The organism is Leptospirales bacterium, from assembly GCA_019694655.1.
Taxonomy (GTDB): domain Bacteria; phylum Spirochaetota; class Leptospiria; order Leptospirales; family Leptonemataceae; genus SSF53.
Map to the genome: position 1 here is coordinate 335,143 of JAIBBN010000003.1, position 21,104 is coordinate 356,246.

General features: G+C 58.3%; 22 protein-coding genes. 11 read left to right on the forward strand and 11 right to left on the reverse strand.

All coding sequences use genetic code 11. The features are described 5' to 3' along the window. Window positions 1–123: 123 nt before the first annotated feature. Complete coding sequence (locus tag K1X75_07365; protein ID MBX7057869.1) at window positions 124–939, forward strand: SDR family oxidoreductase; 816 nt, start codon at window positions 124–126, stop codon at window positions 937–939. Window positions 940–1,006: 67 nt separating this feature from the next. Further along, on the forward strand, window positions 1,007–1,654 hold the full coding sequence (locus tag K1X75_07370) for a class I SAM-dependent methyltransferase (GenBank protein MBX7057870.1): 648 nt from the start codon (window positions 1,007–1,009) through the stop codon (window positions 1,652–1,654). Between the two features lie 17 nt (window positions 1,655–1,671). On the opposite strand, the gene K1X75_07375 is transcribed toward K1X75_07370, so the two are convergent. The 4 genes from K1X75_07375 to K1X75_07390 are packed head-to-tail and all read right to left on the reverse strand — an operon-like array spanning window position 1,672 to window position 4,127. Continuing rightward, on the reverse strand, window positions 1,672–2,043 hold the full coding sequence (locus tag K1X75_07375) for a hypothetical protein (GenBank protein ID MBX7057871.1): 372 nt from the start codon (window positions 2,041–2,043) through the stop codon (window positions 1,672–1,674). A gap of 31 nt (window positions 2,044–2,074) precedes the next feature. Beyond that, window positions 2,075–2,461 (reverse strand): hypothetical protein, encoded by a 387-nt coding sequence (locus K1X75_07380; protein ID MBX7057872.1) that lies wholly within the window; start codon window positions 2,459–2,461, stop codon window positions 2,075–2,077. A 46-nt stretch (window positions 2,462–2,507) separates the two neighbouring features. Next, window positions 2,508–3,677 carry a hypothetical protein gene (locus K1X75_07385; GenBank protein ID MBX7057873.1) on the reverse strand — a complete coding sequence of 390 codons (1,170 nt, stop codon included), beginning with the start codon at window positions 3,675–3,677 and terminating at the stop codon, window positions 2,508–2,510. A gap of 51 nt (window positions 3,678–3,728) precedes the next feature. After that, the gene (locus K1X75_07390) at window positions 3,729–4,127 is read right to left on the reverse strand and encodes a MerR family transcriptional regulator (protein MBX7057874.1); all 399 of its coding nucleotides are present in this window, start codon (window positions 4,125–4,127) and stop codon (window positions 3,729–3,731) included. Window positions 4,128–4,221: 94 nt separating this feature from the next. On the opposite strand from K1X75_07390, the gene K1X75_07395 reads away from it, so the two are divergent. Next, window positions 4,222–4,584 (forward strand): hypothetical protein, encoded by a 363-nt coding sequence (locus K1X75_07395; GenBank protein MBX7057875.1) that lies wholly within the window; start codon window positions 4,222–4,224, stop codon window positions 4,582–4,584. Between the two features lie 53 nt (window positions 4,585–4,637). Here K1X75_07395 and K1X75_07400 read toward each other — a convergent pair whose 3' ends face one another. Then, on the reverse strand, window positions 4,638–5,438 hold the full coding sequence (locus tag K1X75_07400; GenBank protein MBX7057876.1) for an SDR family oxidoreductase: 801 nt from the start codon (window positions 5,436–5,438) through the stop codon (window positions 4,638–4,640). 228 nt (window positions 5,439–5,666) lie between these two features. Between K1X75_07400 and K1X75_07405 the strand changes: the two genes are divergently transcribed. Both K1X75_07405 and K1X75_07410 read left to right on the forward strand, forming a co-directional pair. Beyond that, complete coding sequence (locus K1X75_07405) at window positions 5,667–6,254, forward strand: TetR family transcriptional regulator (GenBank protein MBX7057877.1); 588 nt, start codon at window positions 5,667–5,669, stop codon at window positions 6,252–6,254. A gap of 121 nt (window positions 6,255–6,375) precedes the next feature. Further along, complete coding sequence (locus K1X75_07410; GenBank protein MBX7057878.1) at window positions 6,376–8,538, forward strand: penicillin acylase family protein; 2,163 nt, start codon at window positions 6,376–6,378, stop codon at window positions 8,536–8,538. On the opposite strand, the gene K1X75_07415 is transcribed toward K1X75_07410, so the two are convergent. After that, window positions 8,493–9,236, reverse strand: coding sequence for a class I SAM-dependent methyltransferase (locus K1X75_07415; protein ID MBX7057879.1), 744 nt, complete (start codon window positions 9,234–9,236; stop codon window positions 8,493–8,495). The genes K1X75_07410 and K1X75_07415 overlap by 46 nt on opposite strands. A gap of 62 nt (window positions 9,237–9,298) precedes the next feature. After that, on the reverse strand, window positions 9,299–10,183 hold the full coding sequence (locus tag K1X75_07420; GenBank protein ID MBX7057880.1) for a LytTR family transcriptional regulator DNA-binding domain-containing protein: 885 nt from the start codon (window positions 10,181–10,183) through the stop codon (window positions 9,299–9,301). 75 nt (window positions 10,184–10,258) lie between these two features. Here K1X75_07420 and K1X75_07425 point away from each other — a divergent pair, with 75 nt between their 5' ends. The 6 genes from K1X75_07425 to K1X75_07450 all read left to right on the forward strand — a co-directional run bounded on the left by K1X75_07425 (window position 10,259) and on the right by K1X75_07450 (window position 17,239). Then, a complete protein-coding gene (locus K1X75_07425; GenBank protein ID MBX7057881.1) occupies window positions 10,259–11,998 on the forward strand; it encodes an amidase in 1,740 nt (579 codons plus the stop codon). Between the two features lie 604 nt (window positions 11,999–12,602). After that, complete coding sequence (locus K1X75_07430; GenBank protein ID MBX7057882.1) at window positions 12,603–13,163, forward strand: hypothetical protein; 561 nt, start codon at window positions 12,603–12,605, stop codon at window positions 13,161–13,163. A 71-nt stretch (window positions 13,164–13,234) separates the two neighbouring features. Further along, window positions 13,235–14,785: a flotillin family protein gene (locus K1X75_07435; GenBank protein ID MBX7057883.1), complete on the forward strand. Its 1,551-nt coding sequence runs from the start codon at window positions 13,235–13,237 to the stop codon at window positions 14,783–14,785. Between the two features lie 129 nt (window positions 14,786–14,914). Continuing rightward, on the forward strand, window positions 14,915–15,364 hold the full coding sequence (locus K1X75_07440; protein MBX7057884.1) for an Rrf2 family transcriptional regulator: 450 nt from the start codon (window positions 14,915–14,917) through the stop codon (window positions 15,362–15,364). A gap of 84 nt (window positions 15,365–15,448) precedes the next feature. Beyond that, entirely contained in the window at window positions 15,449–16,222 is a 774-nt protein-coding gene (locus tag K1X75_07445; GenBank protein MBX7057885.1) for a hypothetical protein, read from the forward strand. A gap of 195 nt (window positions 16,223–16,417) precedes the next feature. Beyond that, entirely contained in the window at window positions 16,418–17,239 is an 822-nt protein-coding gene (locus K1X75_07450; GenBank protein MBX7057886.1) for an alpha/beta hydrolase, read from the forward strand. 41 nt (window positions 17,240–17,280) lie between these two features. On the opposite strand, the gene K1X75_07455 is transcribed toward K1X75_07450, so the two are convergent. The 4 genes from K1X75_07455 to K1X75_07470 all read right to left on the reverse strand — a co-directional run bounded on the left by K1X75_07455 (window position 17,281) and on the right by K1X75_07470 (window position 21,040). Continuing rightward, complete coding sequence (locus tag K1X75_07455) at window positions 17,281–17,877, reverse strand: TetR/AcrR family transcriptional regulator (GenBank protein MBX7057887.1); 597 nt, start codon at window positions 17,875–17,877, stop codon at window positions 17,281–17,283. Window positions 17,878–17,879: 2 nt separating this feature from the next. Continuing rightward, window positions 17,880–18,866: an aldo/keto reductase gene (locus K1X75_07460; GenBank protein ID MBX7057888.1), complete on the reverse strand. Its 987-nt coding sequence runs from the start codon at window positions 18,864–18,866 to the stop codon at window positions 17,880–17,882. A 204-nt stretch (window positions 18,867–19,070) separates the two neighbouring features. Further along, window positions 19,071–20,558 carry a hypothetical protein gene (locus tag K1X75_07465; GenBank protein ID MBX7057889.1) on the reverse strand — a complete coding sequence of 496 codons (1,488 nt, stop codon included), beginning with the start codon at window positions 20,556–20,558 and terminating at the stop codon, window positions 19,071–19,073. Between the two features lie 239 nt (window positions 20,559–20,797). Beyond that, window positions 20,798–21,040, reverse strand: coding sequence for a TPM domain-containing protein (locus K1X75_07470; GenBank protein MBX7057890.1), 243 nt, complete (start codon window positions 21,038–21,040; stop codon window positions 20,798–20,800). Window positions 21,041–21,104: the final 64 nt, after the last annotated feature.

Below are 21,104 nucleotides of genomic sequence, written 5' to 3' on the forward strand. Positions count from 1 at the left end.
CGGTTTGGCCGGTTGCCTCAGCCGAGGCTGCGGTCCGCATCGCACCGCGGTCAAATGCTTTTCTTAACCCGGGTTAATGACCGCGATCTGCCAGATAGCGTATACTCTGCTGCAGGGAGAACCATGACAAAGACAAAGACGATCTTGATTACTGGCGCCACCTCGGGCATCGGCCAGGCCTGTGCAGAGCGCCTGGCAAAGCGCGGCCACCGCGTATTTGGCACGGGCCGCTCCGTTCGCTCTGCAATGGAAAGCAAAGCTGGAGTGACATTGTTGCCAATGGATGTAAATTCTGACGCCTCCGTCCGATCGGCCATAGCGGAAATCGAAAAGGATAGCGGTCGCCTGGACGTTTTGGTCAACAATGCGGGCTATGCAGTCATGGGCGCGGTCGAGGATACCTCAATGGAAGAAGCTCGGCAGCAGATGGAGACGAACTTTTTTGGGGCGCTGCGTCTGTGTCAGGCGGTTCTTCCGATCATGCGCAGGCAGCGGTCCGGGACAATTGTCAATATCAGCTCGCTGGCTGGCGTTCTGGGGCTTCCTTTCAGCGGGCTTTACAGCGCCAGCAAATTTGCGCTAGAAGGCATGAGCGAAAGCTTGCGCTGGGAAGTGAAGGGCGCCGGCATTCGCGTCGTTTTGATCGAACCGGGAGACTTCAACACCCAGTTGCCGGCGCATCGCCGATTCAGCAGCGATCGCAGTGGCGGGGCCTATCGCGAGGCGCTGGCAAAATTTAAGGCCAATCAAGATCGAGACGAGGCAAAGGCGCCATCGCCGGAAGCGGTTGCCAGACTCTTAGCCAGGATCGTCGAATCCAGAAGCGTCCGGTTGCGCTACACTGTCGGCATGCCGGGACAGACGATCGTTGCGCCGCTGAAAAAACTGCTGCCGGGCCGGCTCTTCGATGGCATTCTGGCCGCTGCCCTGGGACTTTGAGCTGGCCCGGACGCAGTCCGCCGAAAAATATCTGGACGTACTAGATATATAATATATTTAGTACGTTATGCTCTTGAACGCGCTGCGCCCGGTCGGTCCGTTCCTGGCGGCCCAGGATTCGGAATGGTATCCGCTCTTCTTGCAATCTATCGTGGAACATATCCGCCCGGCTGGCGATGGTCTCTGGATCGACATTGGAACAGGCCCGGGCGCCCTGCCGGCCGCCCTGTGCGAGCAGCCTGGCTGGAAGATAATCGGGACGGACATTGATCCGGCGATGCTGCAGCTGGCGCGCCAGCGGGTCCGATCGCCTGACGTCCATTTCCAGCTGCAGAACGCCGATTTCTTTGCCTCGGTAGCAAATGCCAGCGTCGATCGAGTCAGTTTTTGCTCGGTGCTATTCTTGCTGAGCGAAGCGGTGCGCTGTTCTTTGCTGGACGAGGCCTTGCGGATGTTGAAGCCAGAGGGCCAGTTGCTGGTACTGACGCCCACGCCCCTGCGCGCGCCGCCGTCCGCCTTGAGCGGAATTGGACTGCGCGCCTTTGCCCGCAGCAACTGGACTTTTTTTGTCTGGCGTGCAAGCACTCGAGTCAGAGCGACGCGCTGGCATCAGGAAAACTGGGCGCAACGCGTCGCAACCGAACGGGGATTGCATTACGCCGCAGAGGATGTCTTCAGCGGCTATGCGAGACTCGAATGCCTTAGCAAATCCTGATCAGCAGGCAATACCGTTCAAGCAATTCCAAGCAGGTAGCTTCCATAGAGCAGCACACATACGCTATCGAAGACGCCGGTCAGGACCAGGCCACGGGTCGGGCCGCGAACGTTGAGCCAGATCAACGAGGCAAAGGCTAACTTCTCGGCCATAGCCGCAAAGACGATGGGGCCGCGCACTTCGGCGTGGCCGGCGGCATAGAGCAGCAGCAAGCCGAAGGTGGTTGCCACAAGACCCCAGTGTGCCGAGAAGAAGAGTTCTGCGCTGCCGCCCACTTCAATGCGATTGAGAATTCGCAGGTAGGGCCTGGGCGCCAGAAACTGCAGCAGAGCGCTGGCCGTGATGGCGCCGGTTACGTAGAGAATGATGCTGATGTGATCGGTAATCATTGCTGCTTTGTCTCCGTCTTTGGCGATCGGCCTACGACGCCGCGCCCGACGTCGCCCCCACAAGATAGATAGCGTAAAGCGCGACACAGATCGAGTCGAAGACCAGGCCGACCATCATCTTCTTGCCGAAATCTTGAAATTTGATCAGCAGGATAATAATATAGGAGAGCTTGCTGCAGCTGATAGCCAGCATCACCGGAACACGCAGCTCAGCATGGGCGCCGGCGTAGATCAGAAGACCGCCGCCAATGGCGACCATCAACGCCCAGTGCCGGGCGAAGATCAGGGCGGCCTCGCTGGACAATTCAATTTGATTGAACTGCTTCAGTGCAAAGCGCGGGCTGATAAACTGCAGTAGCATGATTGCCGTTATTCCGCCCGTAACATACAGGATAATATCTATGTGTTCCGCTACCATTCCGCGCTCCCATTCCTGTCCTGATCATCTACAATAATGCAATCGCCTACTGACCGGCGACGCCATCATGACCGGGGCGAATCCGGAACAGATGATAGGGCGCATGCGCCCTGATATGCTCCTGACTTTGCAGAGCAATATCCGGGATATCGCTGTCAGCAATATAGAGCCACCCATCCGGACCAAAGGAAAAGCCATCTGGCCAGCGCATGGCATCGCTCGTCACCAACGTGAATAGCTTGCCATCTGCGCCAAGCACGGCGATGCCCCGGTGTTCCATATCAGTCAGATAGACATTCCCGGCGTTGTCAATCGTAATGCCGTCGCTTTGCACCTTTGGGCCGGCCTTTTCTACGCGAGCGGCAAGCTGATCGGCGCTCAGCGCCGGATTGTTCAAATCCGCTGTGCGAATTCGAAATAGATCCTCGTGATTCATTGGACCATAGTACAACCAATCCCCGGCTGGATGGATGGCAATGGAATCCACGCCAGCGCGCAAGGCGATCAATCCGCCAAGGCGAACCATTGGACCGTTGTAGGCGCGGATCAAATAGTTCTGTGGCTGCACGGATACGTCGTTTTCCAGAAGGCGCCGACTTTCATTGGCGACAGTGTCGACGACAATCAAGGCCGGCGATTTGCCAAAGAAATTTACATCGGCGATGTAAACGTAGCGCCCGCTGGGATCAATGGCCAGATCCTGGAGATAAGATAGCAGTCCCGCAACGTTCGAAGGGAAATCGTAGCGATAGACGACCTTGCGCGAGTCAATGTCCACGGCCGCCAGTCTGGCCCCATGGATGCCATTGTCCCCGTGGTCAATGGTCCAGAGACGGTTTTTCGAATCAACGCGAATGCCCTGAGGAAAGCGATAGAGTTCCTGCTGTGCAGCCTGGTCGGGAAAGGCCTGTGGCTTCCCGTCGACAATTTCGGCGACATGCATTCCCTGCGGCTTTGCTTCCGGATGAAAAGTAATGAAGATCCGACCGCTGCGCGAGACGGCGATGTTGCCTGGCGGTTGATCAAGGCTGGCGACCAATTGCAGCGCCGAGGCCGGCAGTCTGGCGGCGGTGCTGCGATCAGGAAAATTTTCGCCGCCGCCGTAGCGCAGCCGGAGGCCCGCCGCCAGTACGCAGATCAGCGCGACCAGAATCAGCAGGATGCGCAGCCAGAGCCTTCGGGATGGTTTTCCATCGTATTTGGATCGTTTCGACATTGCATCAACCTCCGCAAGATGAATGAAGATTCATTCTTCACCCTTGCACTGTCAATCCGGAATGACAAAAAAGTCAGCGAGCAGCCGCTGGCGCCAATCGCTGCCAGGCCCCTGGCGAAAGCCGACCAGCGCTGTGGCCAGGGCATTGCGCACGCGTTGCAATGCAGCTAGCTTCTGATCCAGCTCGCATAGCTTGTCGGATAGGCCTGTCACTACGTCCTGCACGGTTTCTGCATTCTCCAGCAATTTCAGAAAGCTGTAGATCTCGCTCAATCGAAATCCCATCTGTCGGGCGTTGCGAACAAAGTGCAGTTGGCGGACGGCCTCTTCGTTGTAGCGTCGATAGTTGTTGTCCAGTCTTGGTCCGCTGTCCAGCAATCCAAGCCGCTCATAGTAGCGAATTGTCGCCGGCGATAGTCCGGTCTTCCTGGCAATTTCAGAAATCAGCATACTCGTTTCCAAAAAAAGTCATTGGCCGATCTTGACCCTCAAGCGCGCTTCAATGATAAGCTTTTGCCTGCTTTTTTGCAGGGAGGCAAACTTTATGAAACATGCGGCCATCAGTGTGCTTGTATTTGGATTCTATCTGGCAGGACAGGGCGCCATTTTGCTATTGGCCCCCAATCTACTGCTGGGAATTTTGGGCCTGCCGCCGACCGACGAGGCCTGGATTCGAGCGGTAGGAGTCGCGCTTCTGGTCCTCTCCTATTACTATGTGCGTACATCTCTTGCCAACAACCTGGCCTTTTTTCGTTTGAGCGTACACGGTCGAAGCATCCAGCTGCTCCTGATAGGCGGCCTTGTCCTGAGTGGAAGCGCGCCGGCAATCCTGGGCGCCTTCGCCCTATTCGAATTTCTGTCCGGCGTTTGGACCTGGCTTGCACTGCGTTCCGCGGCCGAAAGCTAAGGGCCAGCCGGCGCGCCGTCCGACCTTGCGGCCGGCGGCGCAGCAATCGGCCTCTACTTTGCCTTCTTTGGCTTGCTGATGTTATAGCTCATCATCGCCATCACTCGACGCGGCGTGCTGCGAACGGAAGCGGCCAGAAAGTAATTCATCAGGCCGGGAATGGTTGAAGGCGCCTTGCCCAGTTTGTTCAAGCACTGCGCTACAACATCGCGGGGCTCGGACCAGCCGCCCATGGGCTTCTGTCCGGCATTGCCCGCTACGTTTTGAAAATCGGTGCGCGTGTAGCCAGGCGAAAGCGCAATCACATCAATGCCAAAGGGGCGCAATTCCGCCCACAGCGCCTCGCCCAGCATCAAATTGAATGCTTTCGTAGCGCCGTAGGTTGCAAAGAAAGGGCAGGGTTGATAGGCGCCGTTGGAAGAAAGAAAGACAATACCGCCCTTCTTGCGGGCGACCATATCGTTTACAAACAGGTGCGTCAACTCTACCGGCAGGCTGCAATTCAGCGCCACCATATTGGCCTCTTTACTGCCTTCTATTTCATGGAAGAGACCGTAGGTTCCGTAGCCTGCATTGTTTACCAGCAGACCAACTTTCAGACCCATGGATTGCACCTGTGATTGAACCTTCTCTGCCGCTCCTGGCGCGCTGAGATCGGCGGCGATGATGCGCACATCGACGCCGGCCTCGCTCTGCAGCTGCTGGGCCAGCGCCGAGAGCCTGTCCTCTCGTCTGGCGACCAGGATCAAATCCATTCTGCGCGCTGCCAGCTGCCGCGCAAATTCCTCGCCCAGGCCTCCCGAAGCGCCGGTAATCAGCGCCGCTCCGCCAAATCGTTCCTTCCAGTTTTGCATTGCTTGCTACCTCCTGGCCCCGCCCGGCGCACTACTGGCCGGCGATGGGCGCGTGTGAATGAACTTTCATTCACAATGAGATCGCCGTCAAGCTCAAATCGGCCGCGCTGCTCTGGATCTGGATCGCTGGAATTGGCCTTGACGTCCGAAGAAACGGCGGCCAGGCTTCGACCGCGCCGACTGCAAGGGGGCATTGAGCGACGCTCTTTTCGCGTTCGGAAGTATCTTATGAGCGTGCGACAGGCGACAAAGGCGGATAGCGGCAAGCGCCGGCAGATCCTGGCGGCCGCGCTGCAGCTCTTTTCTGCAAAGGGTTATGAAGCTACGCCGGTTCCGGAGATAGCCGCCGAATGCAAGATTGCCGTGGGCGGCCTCTATCGCTACTTCAAGAGCAAAGAAGATCTGGCCAACTGCCTCTTCCAGGAGGTTAAGACAAACTACAGCGCAATCCTTTCCGATGGATTTGACCGCATCGAAGATACGCGTGAGAAATTCTTACATCTCTGGAAAGCAATGGTGCGTTTTTCAGAGCAGCGGCCGCAGGAATTTATCTTTCTTGAGTTTCACAATCATTCTACCTATCTCAACAAGAAGAGTCGCGACCTCGACGCTCGGGCCATGCGCGACATTGAGCAGTTCATTCGCCGCGCACAGCGCCGGGGAGAATTGAAAAAGATGGAGCCGGCGCTGACCGTGGCCATCGTCGTCGGGATCTTCCTGGCCTACTTCAAAACGCGAACCGAAGGCCAGCTGGCCCATCCCGAGACGGCGCTCAAACAGGCCGAGGCTGCTGCGTGGCGCGCGGTGGGCGTATGAGGTCCGCTCCCAGCGGAGCGCTGCCGTCGCTCCGGCATGAAAAGCTGTTGAAGGCCTGAGCAGCGCCGCCCAAGCATGACGCCCGCGGTCTTCGTTACCGCGGGACGAGGGGCAGTCGGACATGAAGCTGAAAGGCGACAAAATCGAAATTCACCGGGACGAGAACGGCATTCCGCACATTCGCGCGTTGACTATTGCCGATGCCTGCTTTGCGCAAGGCTATGTTCATGCCACCGATCGCGGCATGCAAATGCTGTTGATGCGCATCCTGGGCCAGGGACGCGCTGCCGAGCTGCTTGACGGCAGCGATAAAATGGTCGATATCGACCGCTTTTTTCGCAAGATGAACTGGGCCGCCGTCGGCAGCAACCAGACACAATCGCTCACCGACTTTTCACGAGAGTGCCTGCAGGCTTACGCCGCCGGCGTCAACGAGGGCTTTGGCGGCAAGGTCCCGTGGGAATTTCGTTTGTTGAAGGCGCCCTTCGAGGCCTGGCGCATGGAGGACAGCTTTCTTATTTCCAGGATGATTGGGTACTTAACGCTTTCCCAGTCGCAGGGCGAAGTTGAGCGGCTGCTGATTGAGATGATTCAGGCCGGGGTGGCCGGCGATTTGCTGGAGGAACTTTTTCCGGGACTGCTCTCCGGACTCGATCGTGAACTAGTCCAGTCGGTGAAGCTGGACCATCACATTGTGCCATCCAGTTTGCTCTGGGAGCTGGGCGCCCCGCGCTTTATGGCCTCCAACAACTGGGTGCTGTCCGGTCGCAAGACGGCCAGCGGCCACGCGCTGCTTTGCAACGATCCGCATCTTGAGATCAACCGCATCCCGAACGTCTGGCAGGAGATAGTGATGGAGGTTGGCGACAACTATCTGATGGGCGGTTGTATGCCGGGGGCCCCCGGCGTCCTTTCCGGCCGCAACCGCGAGCTGTCCTGGGGCGTAACTTATTCCTTTATGGATGGCGAGGACTCGTGGATCGAACGTTGCAAGGATGGCCGCTATTATCGCGAGGGAGAAGGCTGGAAAGATTTTCAGGTGCGCAAAGAAACGATCAAGCGCAAAGGCCAGACCGCCGCGGAAGTCATCTACTACCAGAACGAGCATGGCGTCCTTGCGGGCGATCCGCGCCATGAGGGGCTCTATCTGGCAAGTCGCTGGGCGTGCGGCGAATCAGGGGCGCGCACGCTGACCCGTATTCTGGAAATGTGGAACGTGAAGAGCGTCGAGGAGGGCATGCGCACCCTTGGTCAGGTGGAAACGGCGTGGAATTTTGTGTTTGCTGACCGTCAGGGCGCCATCGGCTACCAGATGTCCGGTCTGATGCCATTGCGTCGCGACGGCATTAGCGGACTGGTTCCCTTGCCGGGATGGCTTCCTGAAAATGACTGGCAGGGATTTGCCGCGGTCGAAGACCTGCCGCGCTCTTTGAATCCGGAGCAGGGTTTCTTTGTAACCACAAACAACGATCTCAATCGCTGGGGCAAGCGCAAGCCGCTGAACATGCCCATGGGGCCTTACCGCGCCGAACGCGTCGAAAGCGTTTTGCACCAGCGCAACGACTTCACGCGCAAGGACATGATCGATCTGCACTACGATGTATACTCGACGCAGGCTGAACAATTCATGAAAATCATCCGGCCGTTGCTGCCGGATCAGGGGCAGGGCAAGGTCCTGCAAGACTGGGATATGAAGTACGATCCAGCCTCAAAGGGCGCCTCGCTTTTCGAGCGCGTCTATCGCGCGCTGTATCGCGAGGTATTCGGCAAAAAGGGCGTAGGCGCTCAGGTCGAAGGCTATCTCTACAGCGAAACTGGCATGTACATCGATTTCTACATCAACTTTGATCGAATTCTTCTATCGCAGAGCTCGCGCTGGTTTGGCGGCGAATCGCGCGAGGCAATCTATCGCCGGGCAATCGCCGAAGCGCTCTCCAGCGCCGCCCCCGCCTGGGGTTCGTTGCAGAAGATCAAGCTCTCGCACATTCTGTTTGGCGGAAAATTTCCGTCTTTTCTGGGTTTCGATCGCGGGCCGATCACGCTGATTGGCGGTCGCGCAACGCCGCATCAGGGGCAGATCTATCGCAGCGCTGGCCGACTCACCACCTTTGCGCCGTCCTTCCGGACGATTATCGAAATGCAAAGCGATGTCTGCCATACCAATCTGATTGGCGGCGCCACCGATCGGCGCTTCTCGAAGTGGTATTGCTCCGACCTCCAGAACTGGCTGCAGGGGCGCTACAAGGAGCTGATGCCTGGCAAGGCCTCCGGGGACTTCCCCTGAGCGGCAGCTCCGGGGCGGCCGTCGGCTGACTGAGTTTTCTTGGTACAGATGTATCGTTTTACGCAGCCGCCGGCCCCAATTTCTTCTGCGCTCCACGCCAATCCCGACTCATCAAGCAGTGCGTCTATATCTTGCAGCCGGTCGCCGATCCAGGCCGTCAATCGCGCCAGAAAGTAGCCAAACCAGTTGCGATCATCTGGATAGTCGATAGCCACCATCAGCAACTTGCCGCCCGGTTGCAGCACGCGCACCATCTCTGCCAGCGCCTTTTTTCCGTCTGGGTAACCGGTCAGCGCCATAGTGCTGATCACCGTATCAAAACTCTCATCTGCATAAGCCAGGCATTCCACATTGCCGCGCCGCAGATCAGCGGCGATTCGCAGGCGCTTCATTCGCCTCACGGCGATGGCCAGCATGCGTTCATTGTAGTCGATGCCGTGCACTTCGTAGCGCCCATCGCGCGCATAGCAGCCCATCAAATAGCCAGGCCCAAAAGAAATCTCAAGAATGCGTCGGCCTGCAATGAATGGAATTACGGAACGTATCCAGCGCCGCCACATCGGAAAGAGCCAGGAGATTCCGTTGTAAAAGGGCGCGAGCCAGTTGTAGATGCAATTCATACGCTCGGTGTAGCGACGATCATCGGTCGCCGGCGCGCTGTAGCGCAGCCAGGATGCAGGCGCAGAAAAGAGGCCCATGATCGAACTGTTTTGTCGTCAGGAGACCCGTCAATTAGATGCCTGTCAACGTCAGCGACGCGCTAGTCTGACTGATTCGGCGGCAGAGCGCCGGCGCCATTCGCCGCTCGCAGCGCTTGCCGCAGCGAAGCAACATAGGCTCGCCCTACTGGAAGGATCGTATCATCGCTGTCCGCAAGGACCGCCTGTAAGCCGCCGCCTGGCGCGCGTTGCAGCTGGCGCAGGAGGTCCAGACGAATGGCATAGCGCTTGTGAATCCGCAAAAAGGAAGCGCCCGGCGCAGCCAGCACCCGCTTCAGGACCATTGCAATTTCAAAATCGCGATCTTCGGCGTGGACTACGGTGTGTGTACGATGGGCGCTCAAGTAGTGTACGCTGCGCACCGGAATAGCGTGCTGGACGCCATCAGCGCGAAGCAGCAGCAATTGGGGCGGCGCGCCGGCGTCCGGCGCGGTTCGCTCCGCGCCGTCTGCGGCCCGGGCGATTCCAGTTCTCTGCATGTTCCCGGCCAGGAGATAGGATGCGCTGCAGACGATCAGCGTCAGAATCAGCGATCCGGGCAGCTGTCCTGACACCAGGCTGAGCACGGCCGGATCGCTGTCATAACGCAACAGTGCAAGTGTAAACCATTTGGAAATTTGGTCGCCGAGCAGCGTGGCCAGCAGGGCGCTGCCAAGAGTCAGTGCAAAGCGGAGCGACCCGGAAAGCCTGGCGGTCCGGAAGTAGACGTAAAAGCCGGCGCCAGCAGCCAGCGTCGTAATCCAGCCTACGGAGATCAGGATCGGCGCAAATAGCGCGGCGCCTTCCGTTTGCAAAGAAGTTGGCGACGATATCCGGCCAAGCAGTAGCGTCAGCGCTGCGCTGAAAATGAGAATAAAAGCGGCGTGGGCCAGAATCAACAACCTTGCGCTGCGTCGTTGGTTAGCGGTTTCAGGTCGTTGGTTCATGGCCGCCTTGACGGACTGGCCTGGTTCTGACAGACTACAAAGCGCAGCCGGCGCACGGCTGCAGGGGCGAACGCGATGCATGGTAAAAAACCGGTCCGACTGATTCTGATATTCTTTGCCGCCCTGGCTCTGGTTGATCGCGGCCTTGCCACGCCGGAGCGCAGCGGCGCAGCCGAAACCGCCGCCCTGCTGGCGCCGGCCAGTTCGTCCGAAGAACTCTGCTTGCTTTCGGCGGCCGAGCTGGCTCGGCAGATCCGCGGCGGTTCTCTGAAATCCGAGACCCTCGTGCAGGCCTTCCAGCAGCGCATCCAGCGAATCAATCAGAAGTACAATGCCATTGTCACGCTGAATCCCGATGCGCTGCGGCGCGCCCGCGAGCTGGACCAAATGCAGGATCGCGGACAGATCCTGGGGCCGCTGCACGGGGTTCCCGTAGTCGTCAAGGACAGCTATTCGACGCGAGGGCTGCGCACAACTGCCGGCTATGCGCCGCTCCGCGACTTTGTTCCCGAGGAGGATGCCGTCGCTGTGCAACTACTGCTTGAGGCCGGCGCCGTCATTCTGGGCAAGGGCAACCTCCCGCCTCTGGCGTCTGATATGCAAACCGACAACGAGATCTTTGGTCGCACCAACAATGCCTGGGATTTGAATCGCACAGCCGGCGGCAGCACCGGCGGCGACGCGGTAGCAGTGGCGACCGGCATGGCGGCCCTTGGCTTTGGCAGCGATATTGCAGGGTCCCTGCGCGTTCCCACCGCTTTCAATGGCGTCTACGGGATGAAGCCAAGCTGGGGCGTGATCTCTTTTCAAGGCCACATCCCGCCTGTTCCAGGCGAGGTCGACGGCGTACACGATCTTGCCGTTCTTGGACCGGTTGCTCGCAACGCCGAGGATCTGGAACTGGCCTTCAGCGTACTGGCCCGCGGCCACCGCGGCGATCGTTCCGTCATTCCGCTGCCGGCCCTGACGCCACAAAGTCGTCATGGCTTGCAATTGCAGCGACTGCGCATCGCCTGGGCCGAGACGCCTGGCGGCGTTCCAGTGCAAGCGGATATTCGCAAGGCGATGCGCGCGTTTGTCGATCGCCTGGGCGCCAGCGGGGCCACAGTGACTGCGGCGGCGCCGCTTGATTTCGACTACCAGGAAGCGTGGCATGTCTGGGGCGGGATTGTCGGCCACCAGGGCGGTTACGATCGATCCAATCTGGCGCGCTGGTTTGGCGATCTCTTCACGCGCTCAGCACGGGCGCCAAATCCGATGCAGGCTGAAATTGTGGCGCCGATCTCTGTTCCGCGCTACATGGAATTACTCAATCGACAGCGCCGTTTGATTACCGCGATGGAAAACTTTCTAGAACCTTATGATGTTTACCTGACGCCTGTCTCCTCCACCACGGCCTTTGCCCATCAGACGCCAGATGGATCGTACGGCGTTTTCAGAGTGTATGACCGCGCGCTTGATGTCGATGGACAGGCAGTTGCCTACTATGTGGCCACGCAATCACAGGCGACGATTTTTACTGTAACCGAAAATCCCGTGGTTTCCATGCCCATTGGCCGGGATCGGCAGGGTTTGCCCATTGGCATTCAAGTCGTAGGCAAACGCTATCGCGACTACGAGCTGCTGGCAATTGTTCGGCAGCTGGAAAGCGTCGCGACGGCCATGCAAGGCAACGCGGAACCTCGATCAAATGAGCGGCGCCAGCCCGCGCACGAGCATTCGATTCATCTCCTCCGGCGGCCGCTCCCCCTTGTAGAAATAGGGATGCAGCAGTCCGAGGTGAAGCAATACGCCGCCAATGGATCCGGGCAATAGAAACCAGGCGACGCCAGCAGCGTATTCAGCAAATACCGCCGCCTCCTGGCCTGCAGCCAGCGACCACGCTGACAGCGGGCGCGCTGCCAGGGTCAGGGTCAGTCCGCTCAGGTGCAGGCCGGCAAGCCAGACATGCAGACTGTATTCAAATGTGGACAATCCGCCAAATCCGCGACGCGCTCGGCGCTCTTCCCAGAGGTCCCAGCCCTGAAGAAAAAGATCCAGCGCCGCAAGCAGCGCGGCGATCCATAACAGCAGGCCAACAGCCGGCGCGGCCAGCAGCAAATAGATGATCAGCGGGAATAGGACGCCGCGCAGCATATGCAGAACATGTTCGCGTCGCGTTTCGCTGTAGGCGAACAGGCGATAGCGCCACAGGTGCAGATAGACGCCATCAAAAGATGCGGCCAGTCCAAAGCTCAGAAAAAAGACGGCCGCAAGGTTCTGCACCTGATTGCTCATAAGCCTGCTTTGCGTCGGCTGCAGCCCGACGCCAACCACCTTTGCCCTGCCGCCGCTGCCGTTCATCGCGGATCCTCGCTCCGGGGATTCCACAAAATAGATGAAAAGGTTGAAAGGCGGAGCCTGGCAGCGAGAGTGCGCCATGGCGGGTATTTTCGATACCTTCACGCTCGGCGGTTTATTCCTGGCGTGCGCCGCCCTGGGCGGCGGTCTATTTCTGGTAAGGATTCTTCTTCAACTTCTGGGCGCTGACGGCGTTCACGATCTTTCGCCTGAAATCGATGCCGGGGAAACCGACGCCAGTTTTCAGTTTCTTTCGCTGCAGGGTATCGCTTCGTTTTTGATGATGTTTGGCCTGGTTGGCCTGGCAATGGATCGCAGCGGCGGATTGCCGGGCGCCGTCAGCGTGCTGGCCGCAACCGCAGCGGGCTTCGCTTCCGTTTGGATCGTTGGCCGCATTTACATTGCAATGCGCGGACTGCAGTCCAGCGGAAATGTGGATATCGAATCGGCGGTGGGGGCCGAAGGGACAATCTACCTTACCGTGCCGGCCAACGGACGCGGCAAGATCCAGCTGGTGGTCAGCGGCCGGCTTCGCGAATACGATGCAATTTCGCAGGCCGGCGTGGAACTCCCTACGGGTCGGCGCGTGCGTGTGGCGGCCGCTGTAGAAGGCAACGTACTGTCCGTAGTTGCTTTGTAGCAGCGCAACAATGATTTCAAATAATCGCCGCCTATTTTCAAAATAAGTCTGCACTTAGAGGATAGAAACAGATGGGTGAGTCGGTGATCTGGGCGCTAACAATTCTGGCCTTTGTTGGGCTGCTTGCTTCAAGCATGATGATCCTTGCGGCCCGCTACAAGCGCTGTCCCTCGGATATGATACTGGTGGTCTACGGGCGCGTTGGCAAGGGCCAGTCGGCGCGCTGCATCCATGGCGGCGGCGCTTTCATCCTGCCCTTGATCCAGGGATTCGATTTTCTACGACTCACGCCGCATACGATCAACATCCCGCTGCAAAACGCGCTCTCCCTGCAAAACATTCGGATCAATGTACCCAGCACCTTTACGGTGGGCGTCAGCACCGATCCGGCCATCATGAACAACGCCGCGGAGCGTCTGCTGGGGCTTCGGGCCGAGCTGATCGAAGATATGGCGCGCGAGATTATTTTTGGGCAGCTGCGTCTTACGGTCGCCTCCCTGACCATTGAACAGATCAATCAAGATCGCGAGAGTTTCCTTGCTTCAATTCGAAAAAATGTGGAACCGGAACTGAATAAGATCGGTTTGTACCTCATTAACGTCAATATTACAGACATTACGGATTCCTCGAACTACATCGAGAGCATCGGCAAGAAGGCTGCTTCCGAGGCCATCAATCAAGCCAAGATCGATGTGGCTGAGCAGGACAAGATTGGCGAAATTGGACAGGCCGAAGCAGTGCGCGAAAGGGAGATCAAAGTCGCTGAGAATCTGGCGGCCGCGGAAAAGGGCAAGAAGGCGGCGGAAGCGGATCAGCGCGTCTTTGTGCAGCAACAAGAGTCTACTGCCTCCATTGGCGAATCAGAGGCCTATCGTGACAAAGAGATCAGGGTGGCCGAAAACCAGGCGGACGCCGAGAAGGGGAAGAAACGAGCCGACGCCGACCGCCGCGTCTACGTACAGGCCCAGGAGGCGGAGGCCATTTCCGGTGAAAACCGTTCCAAGGCCAGCATTGCCAATGCCAACGCTGAATTGCGCGTTAAGGAGGCCGAGGCGCGTCAGCTGGGCGAGGTAGCCAGGTTTCAGGCCGATGTTGTCATCCAGAAGGCTCAGGCGCTTGCCGAAACGGAGCGATTGAATGCCGCTGAGGTGGTGCGCGTCGAAATTCAAAAACGAAAAATTGAAATCGCCGCCGAAGCAAATGCCGAAAGATCGCGGCGCGAAGCGCGCGGTGCAGCAGACGCAACCTTGCTGAAGTACCAGGCGGAGGCTGAGGGCATGCGCCTGTTGCTGCAATCCAAGGCGGAAGGATACCGTCAGCTGGTAGCAGGAGCAGGAGGCGATGCTCGCGCCGCCGCTACGCTCTTGTTGCTCGAGAAGCTGGAGCAGATTGTCAGCTCGCAAATCGAAGCGATCAAGAATTTGAAAATAGATAAGATTACAGTTTGGGACTCGGGGACCTCCGGAGATGGATCGTCTACTGCAAATTTCCTGTCCGGGCTGATCAAGAGCCTGCCGCCGCTGCATGAGATCGCGGCAATGGCCGGCATCGACCTTCCGCAATTTCTTGGACAGATTGCACAACGCGGGCAGGAAGGCCAGGAGCAGACCAGCAAAGACTGAAGCGACAACCTGGAAGAAGCGCGCGGCCGGCCCGTCCTGCGCTTGCTCCATAAAGCCAGTATAGAGTATATACTGCAGGCTGCTGGAAAGGGCCTTGCGCCGATGCCAGGGGCGGCCCTGGCTGGGCCTATGAGCTATTCGCTGGCCTATTCCCAGGCGATCCTGGCGCTGATCTTTGTACACGATAAGCAAAATTTGAAGGGCTACGAGTTTGTTTCGGCCCGCGATCTATCGCAGACCCTGAACATTCCAGCCCCTTCCGTTGCTCGAATCCTGCGACTGCTCACACAAAGCCGAATTCTGGAAACGCGCGAAGGGTACGGCGGCGGCGTGCGCATTGCCCGAAGTGCGGAAGAGATCAGCCTGCTGGACATTTTTCAATCCATCGAGCAGGGTAAGCCGCTCTTTCGCACCAACCTCCGCATCAACGTAAAGGACAGCCGTCCGCAAAGACTGCTGGCAAGGATCAGCGCCGCGCTGCAGGCGACCGAATCAGAGATGCAGGCCAGCCTGCGCAAGGTTACGCTCCGGCAGCTGCTGGGTCCCGGCGGCGCTTCCAGAAAGTCGTCGCGGAGCTGAAACTAAATTGGCCGGCCGCCTACAGAAATGGCTTGCCTGAATCAATCTACTGGATATAGTGTATATGTAGTAGAGGTGATTAACATGAATCGATTCTGGAAGATCGGACGACTGGCAGCTGCCGCCGGCTTGCTCTGGAGCGGCGCGCTGGGCGCAGAAGACAGGGATCAGCAATTGCCGCTGGCCATCGAGATTGATCCGGCAACCTACGCCTTGAACGGCTATGCCCTTCATCTGCGCTTTGATCCGGAGATATTGGGCCCCTGGGTCGCGGGCTTTGGGGCTTATGGCCTGGATTTTCCGAAGGCGCTGGTCAATAGCAATCCGCAGAACCGCGATCAGGGGTGGAACCTGCGATTGCATTCAGGCGCCGGGCTATTCCTGGAGCGTTACTTCAGTCCGGAAAAGGATGGCTGGTTCCTGGGGTTACAGCTTTCGCGGCAGAACTACCGGCTTGAGAATTCCGACCGCTATCGAAGAGAACTGGAACTGCAGAGTCTCGCTCAGGCGACGGTTGCGGGCTATGACAATCGACTGTACCTATGGCAGCTGTACCGGCGCGGCGAACAGGATCTCTTGCTGCTTCATGCGCTTTTTCCAGCACAGCCAGGCAGTTTGCCGATCGCTGAGCTGCTCTACATTCGCTCGAATCGAAGACGCGTATTTTCCAATGGTCTGGCCATGATCTACGGGGGCTATCGAATCTATCCAGGCAAGCAGCGAAATATCTATCTTCAGTTTTGGGGGGGCGTCGGCTATACCGAAACCGTAGCGGGAACGACAAGTCTACGCGGCAAATCATATGATGTAGCGCCGACCGTCCCCTTTGCCACGGTGCACATCGGCTATCATTTCTAGTTGAAATTGTCATCGCGCTGCTGTCGTAAGCGACTTGCCCTGCGGATAGAGAAGCAGCCACTGAGTCCTGCGAGGGATGACGTAATGGGCATGAGCGGCAGGAATCCGGGCAGGACGGCGACGCGAAGACGTCGGATCCTCGTTGGCTGGGGACCTGGAATATTGGGTCTTCTCCTCTCCTCGTGCATGGAATTTATGCGCATCGAGGAAGAGAATCGGGCGACCTTCCTGAAGCGAGAGCCTGCTGCGCTTCAGACAATCCTGGTCGAAGGCCATGCCGTGCAGCTTGCAGTTGCCGGCGCTGTCGACCGGCCGCCGCTGCTCTTGATCCATGGAACGCCCGGTTCCTGGGCCGCCTACGCCAGGCTGATGAATGATGCCGAGTTGCGAACGCGCTTCTTTTTTGTATCCGTTGATCGACCAGGCTTTGGCGGTTCGGAGTCTGGCGCGGCCGTCACGGAGCTGGCAGAGCAGGCGCGGCGCATTGTGCTGGCCTTCGATGCGGCCTGCCGGACGCACGGCGCATTAGTGCACGATCGTTTTCGAAGCGGTCAATTGCCCATTGTAGTTGGTCATTCGTGGGGGGGCCCGGTGGCGGCGCGTATCGTCATGGACTATCCTGGCCGTTTTCGCAGCATGATTCTGGTGGCGGCCTCCATTGATCCGGATCTGGAAGAAACAAAATGGTACCAGTACGTCGGGCGCTGGCCGTTGTTGCGTTTGCTTGTTCCGCAGCCGCTTTCTGTCGCCAATAGCGAGGTCTTCGTCGCTCGCCAGGAACTTGGTAAACTGCTTCCGCGCTGGAGCGAGCTGCGCCTGCCGGTTACGGTGATCCAGGGCGAGGAGGACGACCTGGTTCCGGCCGCTAACGCCGACTTTGCACAGCGCATGCTTGCACACCTTTCGCCACGGATTGAACGTTACCCCGGACTGGATCATATGATTCCCTGGTATCAACCTGAATTGATCCAGAGGGCTATACTCCGTCAGGCCGCGTCTAACGGTCCAGCGCGCTAATGCAGCAGCAATGCGCCTCTGCCGCGCGACGGAATTTGGCGCTACGCTCGCAGACCATGAAGCAGGGCGGACAGGATGCGTTGCAGCGATCGCTCGCGATCCTTTTTCTCAATCGATTCAGCAACTAGCCGCGGATGGTGAAAGGCAAGCGTACCAAGGTAGAGCGTGTCCACAATTTGCTGCGGGGCTGCAGGGGCCAGGGTCTTTTCCCTGAGCCCGTCTTCCACCATTTGCAGCAACTGGCGCCGCGTATTCTGGACGTGCCTCTGCACGAAAGGCCGAGCGGACTGCGCAGATGCGCTGAATGCAGAATACAGTTCAGGATCAGCGGCGACCTTCTGGCGTTTCAAGCGGTGTAGTGCAAAGAACCAATCCTCAATGCGCTGCAAGGCTGGCTTGCTGGCGCCGGCGATGGATTCCAGTTCATCATCCATTCGCAGGAGCCAGCGCTCCGAAACCGCATCCAGCAAGGCGCCCTTGTCTGGAAAATAGCGATAGAGCAGGGCGTGACTTACGCCCAGCTGTCTGGCAATGTCCACCAGGCGCGTTTTGGCAAAGCCCTGCTTGCGCATTGTCCTCTCCGCAGCGTCCAGCGCTGCTGCTTTCAACTGTTCTGCGGAGAGTCCGGTTCGGGGCATGCCTATTTCGCGGCCAGATTCATCTGCGGCGCAGGGTAACGTTCGCCAGCGATGGCGCCGTCCGGAAAAATGGAACTCAGCATCGACAGGTTCTCTGCGCCAGGCGCTATGGAAAGTGCGCCAAGGTTTTCCTGGAGCCGCAATTGCTGTGTTGTTCCAATCAACGCTATGACGTCCTCGCCTTGTGCCAGCGCCCAGGCAATCGCAAGTTGCGCCGGAGTGCATCCTATTTTTCTGGCCATGTCCTGTAAAGCGGCGGTTTTCTCCTGGTTATGACGCAAATTCTGGTCTTGAAAACGCGGCAGATGGCGGCGAAAATCGGCAGGACTGAGCTCAGGCAGAGGGCCCGCCAGCAAACCGCGCGATAGTACTCCGTAGGCGATCAGCGGAATGCCAAGTTCACGGAGGGTTGGCAAAATCTGAGCCTCCACAAAGCGCGTGCCAAGCGAATATTCGATTTCCAGCGCAGCAATCGGATGCACGGCGTGCGCGCGGCGAATCTGTTCCGAATTTGCTTCGGAAAGGCCAAAGAATCGCACCTTTCCCTCCTGTATCAATTCGTGAATTGCGCCTGCGGTCTCTTCGATGGGGACTTGCGGATCGACGCGCGCCGGCTGGTAGATGTCGATCACGTCCGTCTTGAGTCGTCGAAGCGAGTATGCTGCAAAATTCTTTACGGCCTGCGGTCTGGCGTCAAAGCCGCTGAATCCGCCCTGCGGCGTTCGAAGCGCGCCGAACTTGACGCTGATGATGGCCTCTTGCCGCCGGCCCTCAAGCGCTCTGGCAAGCAGCATTTCGTTGTGACCGGCGCCATAAAAGTCGCCGGTGTTGAACAAGTTAATGCCCGCGTCCAGCGCCGCCCGGATGGTTGCGATCGATGCAGTATCATTGCGATTGGCCGCATCGCCGTAAAAGTCGGACATGCCCATGCAGCCAAGTCCCACGGCCGAAACCGCCGGTCCCGCGGCGCCCAGTTTTCTGAAAATCATCGCTCAACTCCCAATGTTACAAATACTGAAAAATGTCAGTTCATGGTTACATGAGCATAAACGTGTAAGTTTGGCAAACGTTTTTCTTGATCCGGGCGACTCTGGATCCGGGCCAACTCTAAGCCGATGCGCCGGCAAAGAAGATCTGCAGCGCCAGGCTCAGACCTCAGGGAAGCGAATGCGGCCGGGGGCGGTCGGCCGCCCTCAGGGGCCCGATGCCGCTACCGGCCGCAATCGAAAGACATGATAGGACCAGGCCGGCATGTCCAGGTATAGTCCGGCGTCATTCATGGCCGAGCCGTCGCGCACATAGACCGCCGGTCCCATCTGGTCGCGCAGCTCCCAGTTTTTTTCGCGCAGCTCGTCAGATTCCAGACGCACATAGCATTGCGCCTGTTGATCGGAGTAGTTGACAGCGATCAGAAAGGAATCTGATTTTTGAAGCGTCCAGCTGGAGACGATGAAGCCCTGCCAGCTTTCGTTGCCTTCATAAGCTGAGTTGCAGGCGAGCAGTCGCCAGTTTCCTTCGCGCAATGTGCGTTCGCGCAGGCAGGAGAGTAGCTGGACGTAAAATTCTCGCGTCTCTGGCGCGACAGTTTCCTGTGGGCCGCGGCAGAGATGCGGCGAGATACGTTTGCGATTGCCCTCCATTTGACCGGCGTGGAAAAAGCGCAAGCCTGGACTGCAGTAGCTGAGGATCGCCGCCGCGCGCCAGATTTCTGCAGGGAAAGCCGTGGCAGCGCGCGGCTCATCGTGATTTTCCATGAAGCGCGCCGATCGATTTTGAAAGGCCAGATCGGCGTAAAGGTGTTCGCGCACCGGGCGCGCCTGGCGTTGCAGCAGCCGATCGTAGAGTCGCTTGTCGTAGGTATAGTCGAAGCCATGCTGCTGCAGCTGCCATTCCATGTCCCAGTAGACTTCGGCCATGAACTTAAAGTCCGGATGACGCTGACGCACGCCGCCTATCGCATCGCTCCAGAAGGGCGGCGCGTTTTTACGCCAGGTGCGCTGGAAGACTTCCGGTTCAACCAGCATAGCCATGTCGCAACGCAGGCCATCACAGAGTTCGGCAATCGATAGCAACACTTCTCGCATGGCCTGCTGTAGCGATGGATTGAAGTAGTCCAGCTGCAGCGTGTCCGGCCAGCCGTCGAAGTAGGGATCGCGTCCGTATGCAAAGACGGGCCCCGCGCCTGACGAATCCAACCGAATGTAGTTTTGCGGCTGTTGTGCAAGCAGGGTCGCATCGCCGCTTACAAAAAAGTCCGGATGCTCCCAGGACCAGCGATGATCCAGGGCCATGTGGTTCGGTACAAAATCGAGCATCAATCGCAGCCCGAATCTGCGCAATCGCGCGCGCAGGCGCAGCAGCGCCTCTGCGCCGCCCAGCGCCTGGTGCACCGAATAGTCGCTGATTGCAAAGCCGGAGCCGCAGATGTCCTCCTCGCTGAGATCGGGCAGGGTCTCTTGAAACTCTTTGCGCCATTCCAGTCGCCTGCGAGATACTTCGCGACTGACTGATCCAGTTTGCCAGACGCTCAAGAGCCACAGCCAGTCAAATCCGGCCTCGGCCAGCGCTTCCAGTTCTTGATCGGGGATGTCATTGAGTGTAGCTGGCCGTCCCAGTTGCTGCGAAAGCGCCCGCAGTCGCACGCGCGTATTGAGCTGAAACAAGGCAGGATACATGATCATCCATGCTGCAGAGCGGATTGAAAACGGTCAATCCTGGCGCAGAGATCAGTGGATGAAATTGGAACGACCGGTAGCGTATAGAGTTTTTGCAAGGTCATTTGCTTTCCGCAATTGAGGCAAACGCGGGCTCTGCGCCGGATGGCTCGCCAATGTAGCGACCACTCCCTGGCTGCAATGCCCATGCGATTCTTTCGAAAGCGCTAGACCAACCAGACCAACCAGGCCAGCGGCCAGCAGTATCAAGACCTGGAACAGGGCATTTCAAATGATTTGCATGTAGAGCGGCGCATGCTTGCGTTCCAGTAGATCGCGAACTGGAATCTCTGGTACGTTTTGTACGCTCTGTCCCGGCGTGGTCTCCAGGCGACGTCCGGAACATCCCCTTCCATGCCGTAACCTGTTTCTATTTCGACGCGGCGTTGATCGAGAATAGGAAGCACGAGAAGTCCATTGTCCTTGCCTCGCTTGCCAATGCGCCCCAGGCCGCAAAGAGCCGGTTGACTTCTGGTTCATGGGACGAGCCGGGCAAGGGGCGCTACAAAGCGT

What these genes read in the sequence shown, in the direction of transcription:
- K1X75_07455 (MBX7057887.1), bottom strand. Translation starts at nt 17,877, where the DNA reads ATGCCCCGAACCGGACTCTCCGCAGAACAGTTGAAAGCAGCAGCGCTG.
- K1X75_07445 (MBX7057885.1), top strand. Translation starts at nt 15,449, where the DNA reads ATGAATCGATTCTGGAAGATCGGACGACTGGCAGCTGCCGCCGGCTTG.
- K1X75_07440 (MBX7057884.1), top strand. Translation starts at nt 14,915, where the DNA reads ATGAGCTATTCGCTGGCCTATTCCCAGGCGATCCTGGCGCTGATCTTT.
- K1X75_07395 (MBX7057875.1), top strand. Translation starts at nt 4,222, where the DNA reads ATGAAACATGCGGCCATCAGTGTGCTTGTATTTGGATTCTATCTGGCA.
- K1X75_07430 (MBX7057882.1), top strand. Translation starts at nt 12,603, where the DNA reads ATGGCGGGTATTTTCGATACCTTCACGCTCGGCGGTTTATTCCTGGCG.
- K1X75_07420 (MBX7057880.1), bottom strand. Translation starts at nt 10,183, where the DNA reads ATGAACCAACGACCTGAAACCGCTAACCAACGACGCAGCGCAAGGTTG.
- K1X75_07435 (MBX7057883.1), top strand. Translation starts at nt 13,235, where the DNA reads ATGGGTGAGTCGGTGATCTGGGCGCTAACAATTCTGGCCTTTGTTGGG.
- K1X75_07405 (MBX7057877.1), top strand. Translation starts at nt 5,667, where the DNA reads ATGAGCGTGCGACAGGCGACAAAGGCGGATAGCGGCAAGCGCCGGCAG.
- K1X75_07425 (MBX7057881.1), top strand. Translation starts at nt 10,259, where the DNA reads ATGCATGGTAAAAAACCGGTCCGACTGATTCTGATATTCTTTGCCGCC.
- K1X75_07410 (MBX7057878.1), top strand. Translation starts at nt 6,376, where the DNA reads ATGAAGCTGAAAGGCGACAAAATCGAAATTCACCGGGACGAGAACGGC.
- K1X75_07415 (MBX7057879.1), bottom strand. Translation starts at nt 9,236, where the DNA reads ATGGGCCTCTTTTCTGCGCCTGCATCCTGGCTGCGCTACAGCGCGCCG.
- K1X75_07375 (MBX7057871.1), bottom strand. Translation starts at nt 2,043, where the DNA reads ATGATTACCGATCACATCAGCATCATTCTCTACGTAACCGGCGCCATC.
- K1X75_07390 (MBX7057874.1), bottom strand. Translation starts at nt 4,127, where the DNA reads ATGCTGATTTCTGAAATTGCCAGGAAGACCGGACTATCGCCGGCGACA.
- K1X75_07460 (MBX7057888.1), bottom strand. Translation starts at nt 18,866, where the DNA reads ATGATTTTCAGAAAACTGGGCGCCGCGGGACCGGCGGTTTCGGCCGTG.
- K1X75_07380 (MBX7057872.1), bottom strand. Translation starts at nt 2,461, where the DNA reads ATGGTAGCGGAACACATAGATATTATCCTGTATGTTACGGGCGGAATA.
- K1X75_07370 (MBX7057870.1), top strand. Translation starts at nt 1,007, where the DNA reads ATGCTCTTGAACGCGCTGCGCCCGGTCGGTCCGTTCCTGGCGGCCCAG.
- K1X75_07465 (MBX7057889.1), bottom strand. Translation starts at nt 20,558, where the DNA reads ATGATCATGTATCCTGCCTTGTTTCAGCTCAATACGCGCGTGCGACTG.
- K1X75_07450 (MBX7057886.1), top strand. Translation starts at nt 16,418, where the DNA reads ATGCGCATCGAGGAAGAGAATCGGGCGACCTTCCTGAAGCGAGAGCCT.
- K1X75_07400 (MBX7057876.1), bottom strand. Translation starts at nt 5,438, where the DNA reads ATGCAAAACTGGAAGGAACGATTTGGCGGAGCGGCGCTGATTACCGGC.
- K1X75_07365 (MBX7057869.1), top strand. Translation starts at nt 124, where the DNA reads ATGACAAAGACAAAGACGATCTTGATTACTGGCGCCACCTCGGGCATC.
- K1X75_07385 (MBX7057873.1), bottom strand. Translation starts at nt 3,677, where the DNA reads ATGTCGAAACGATCCAAATACGATGGAAAACCATCCCGAAGGCTCTGG.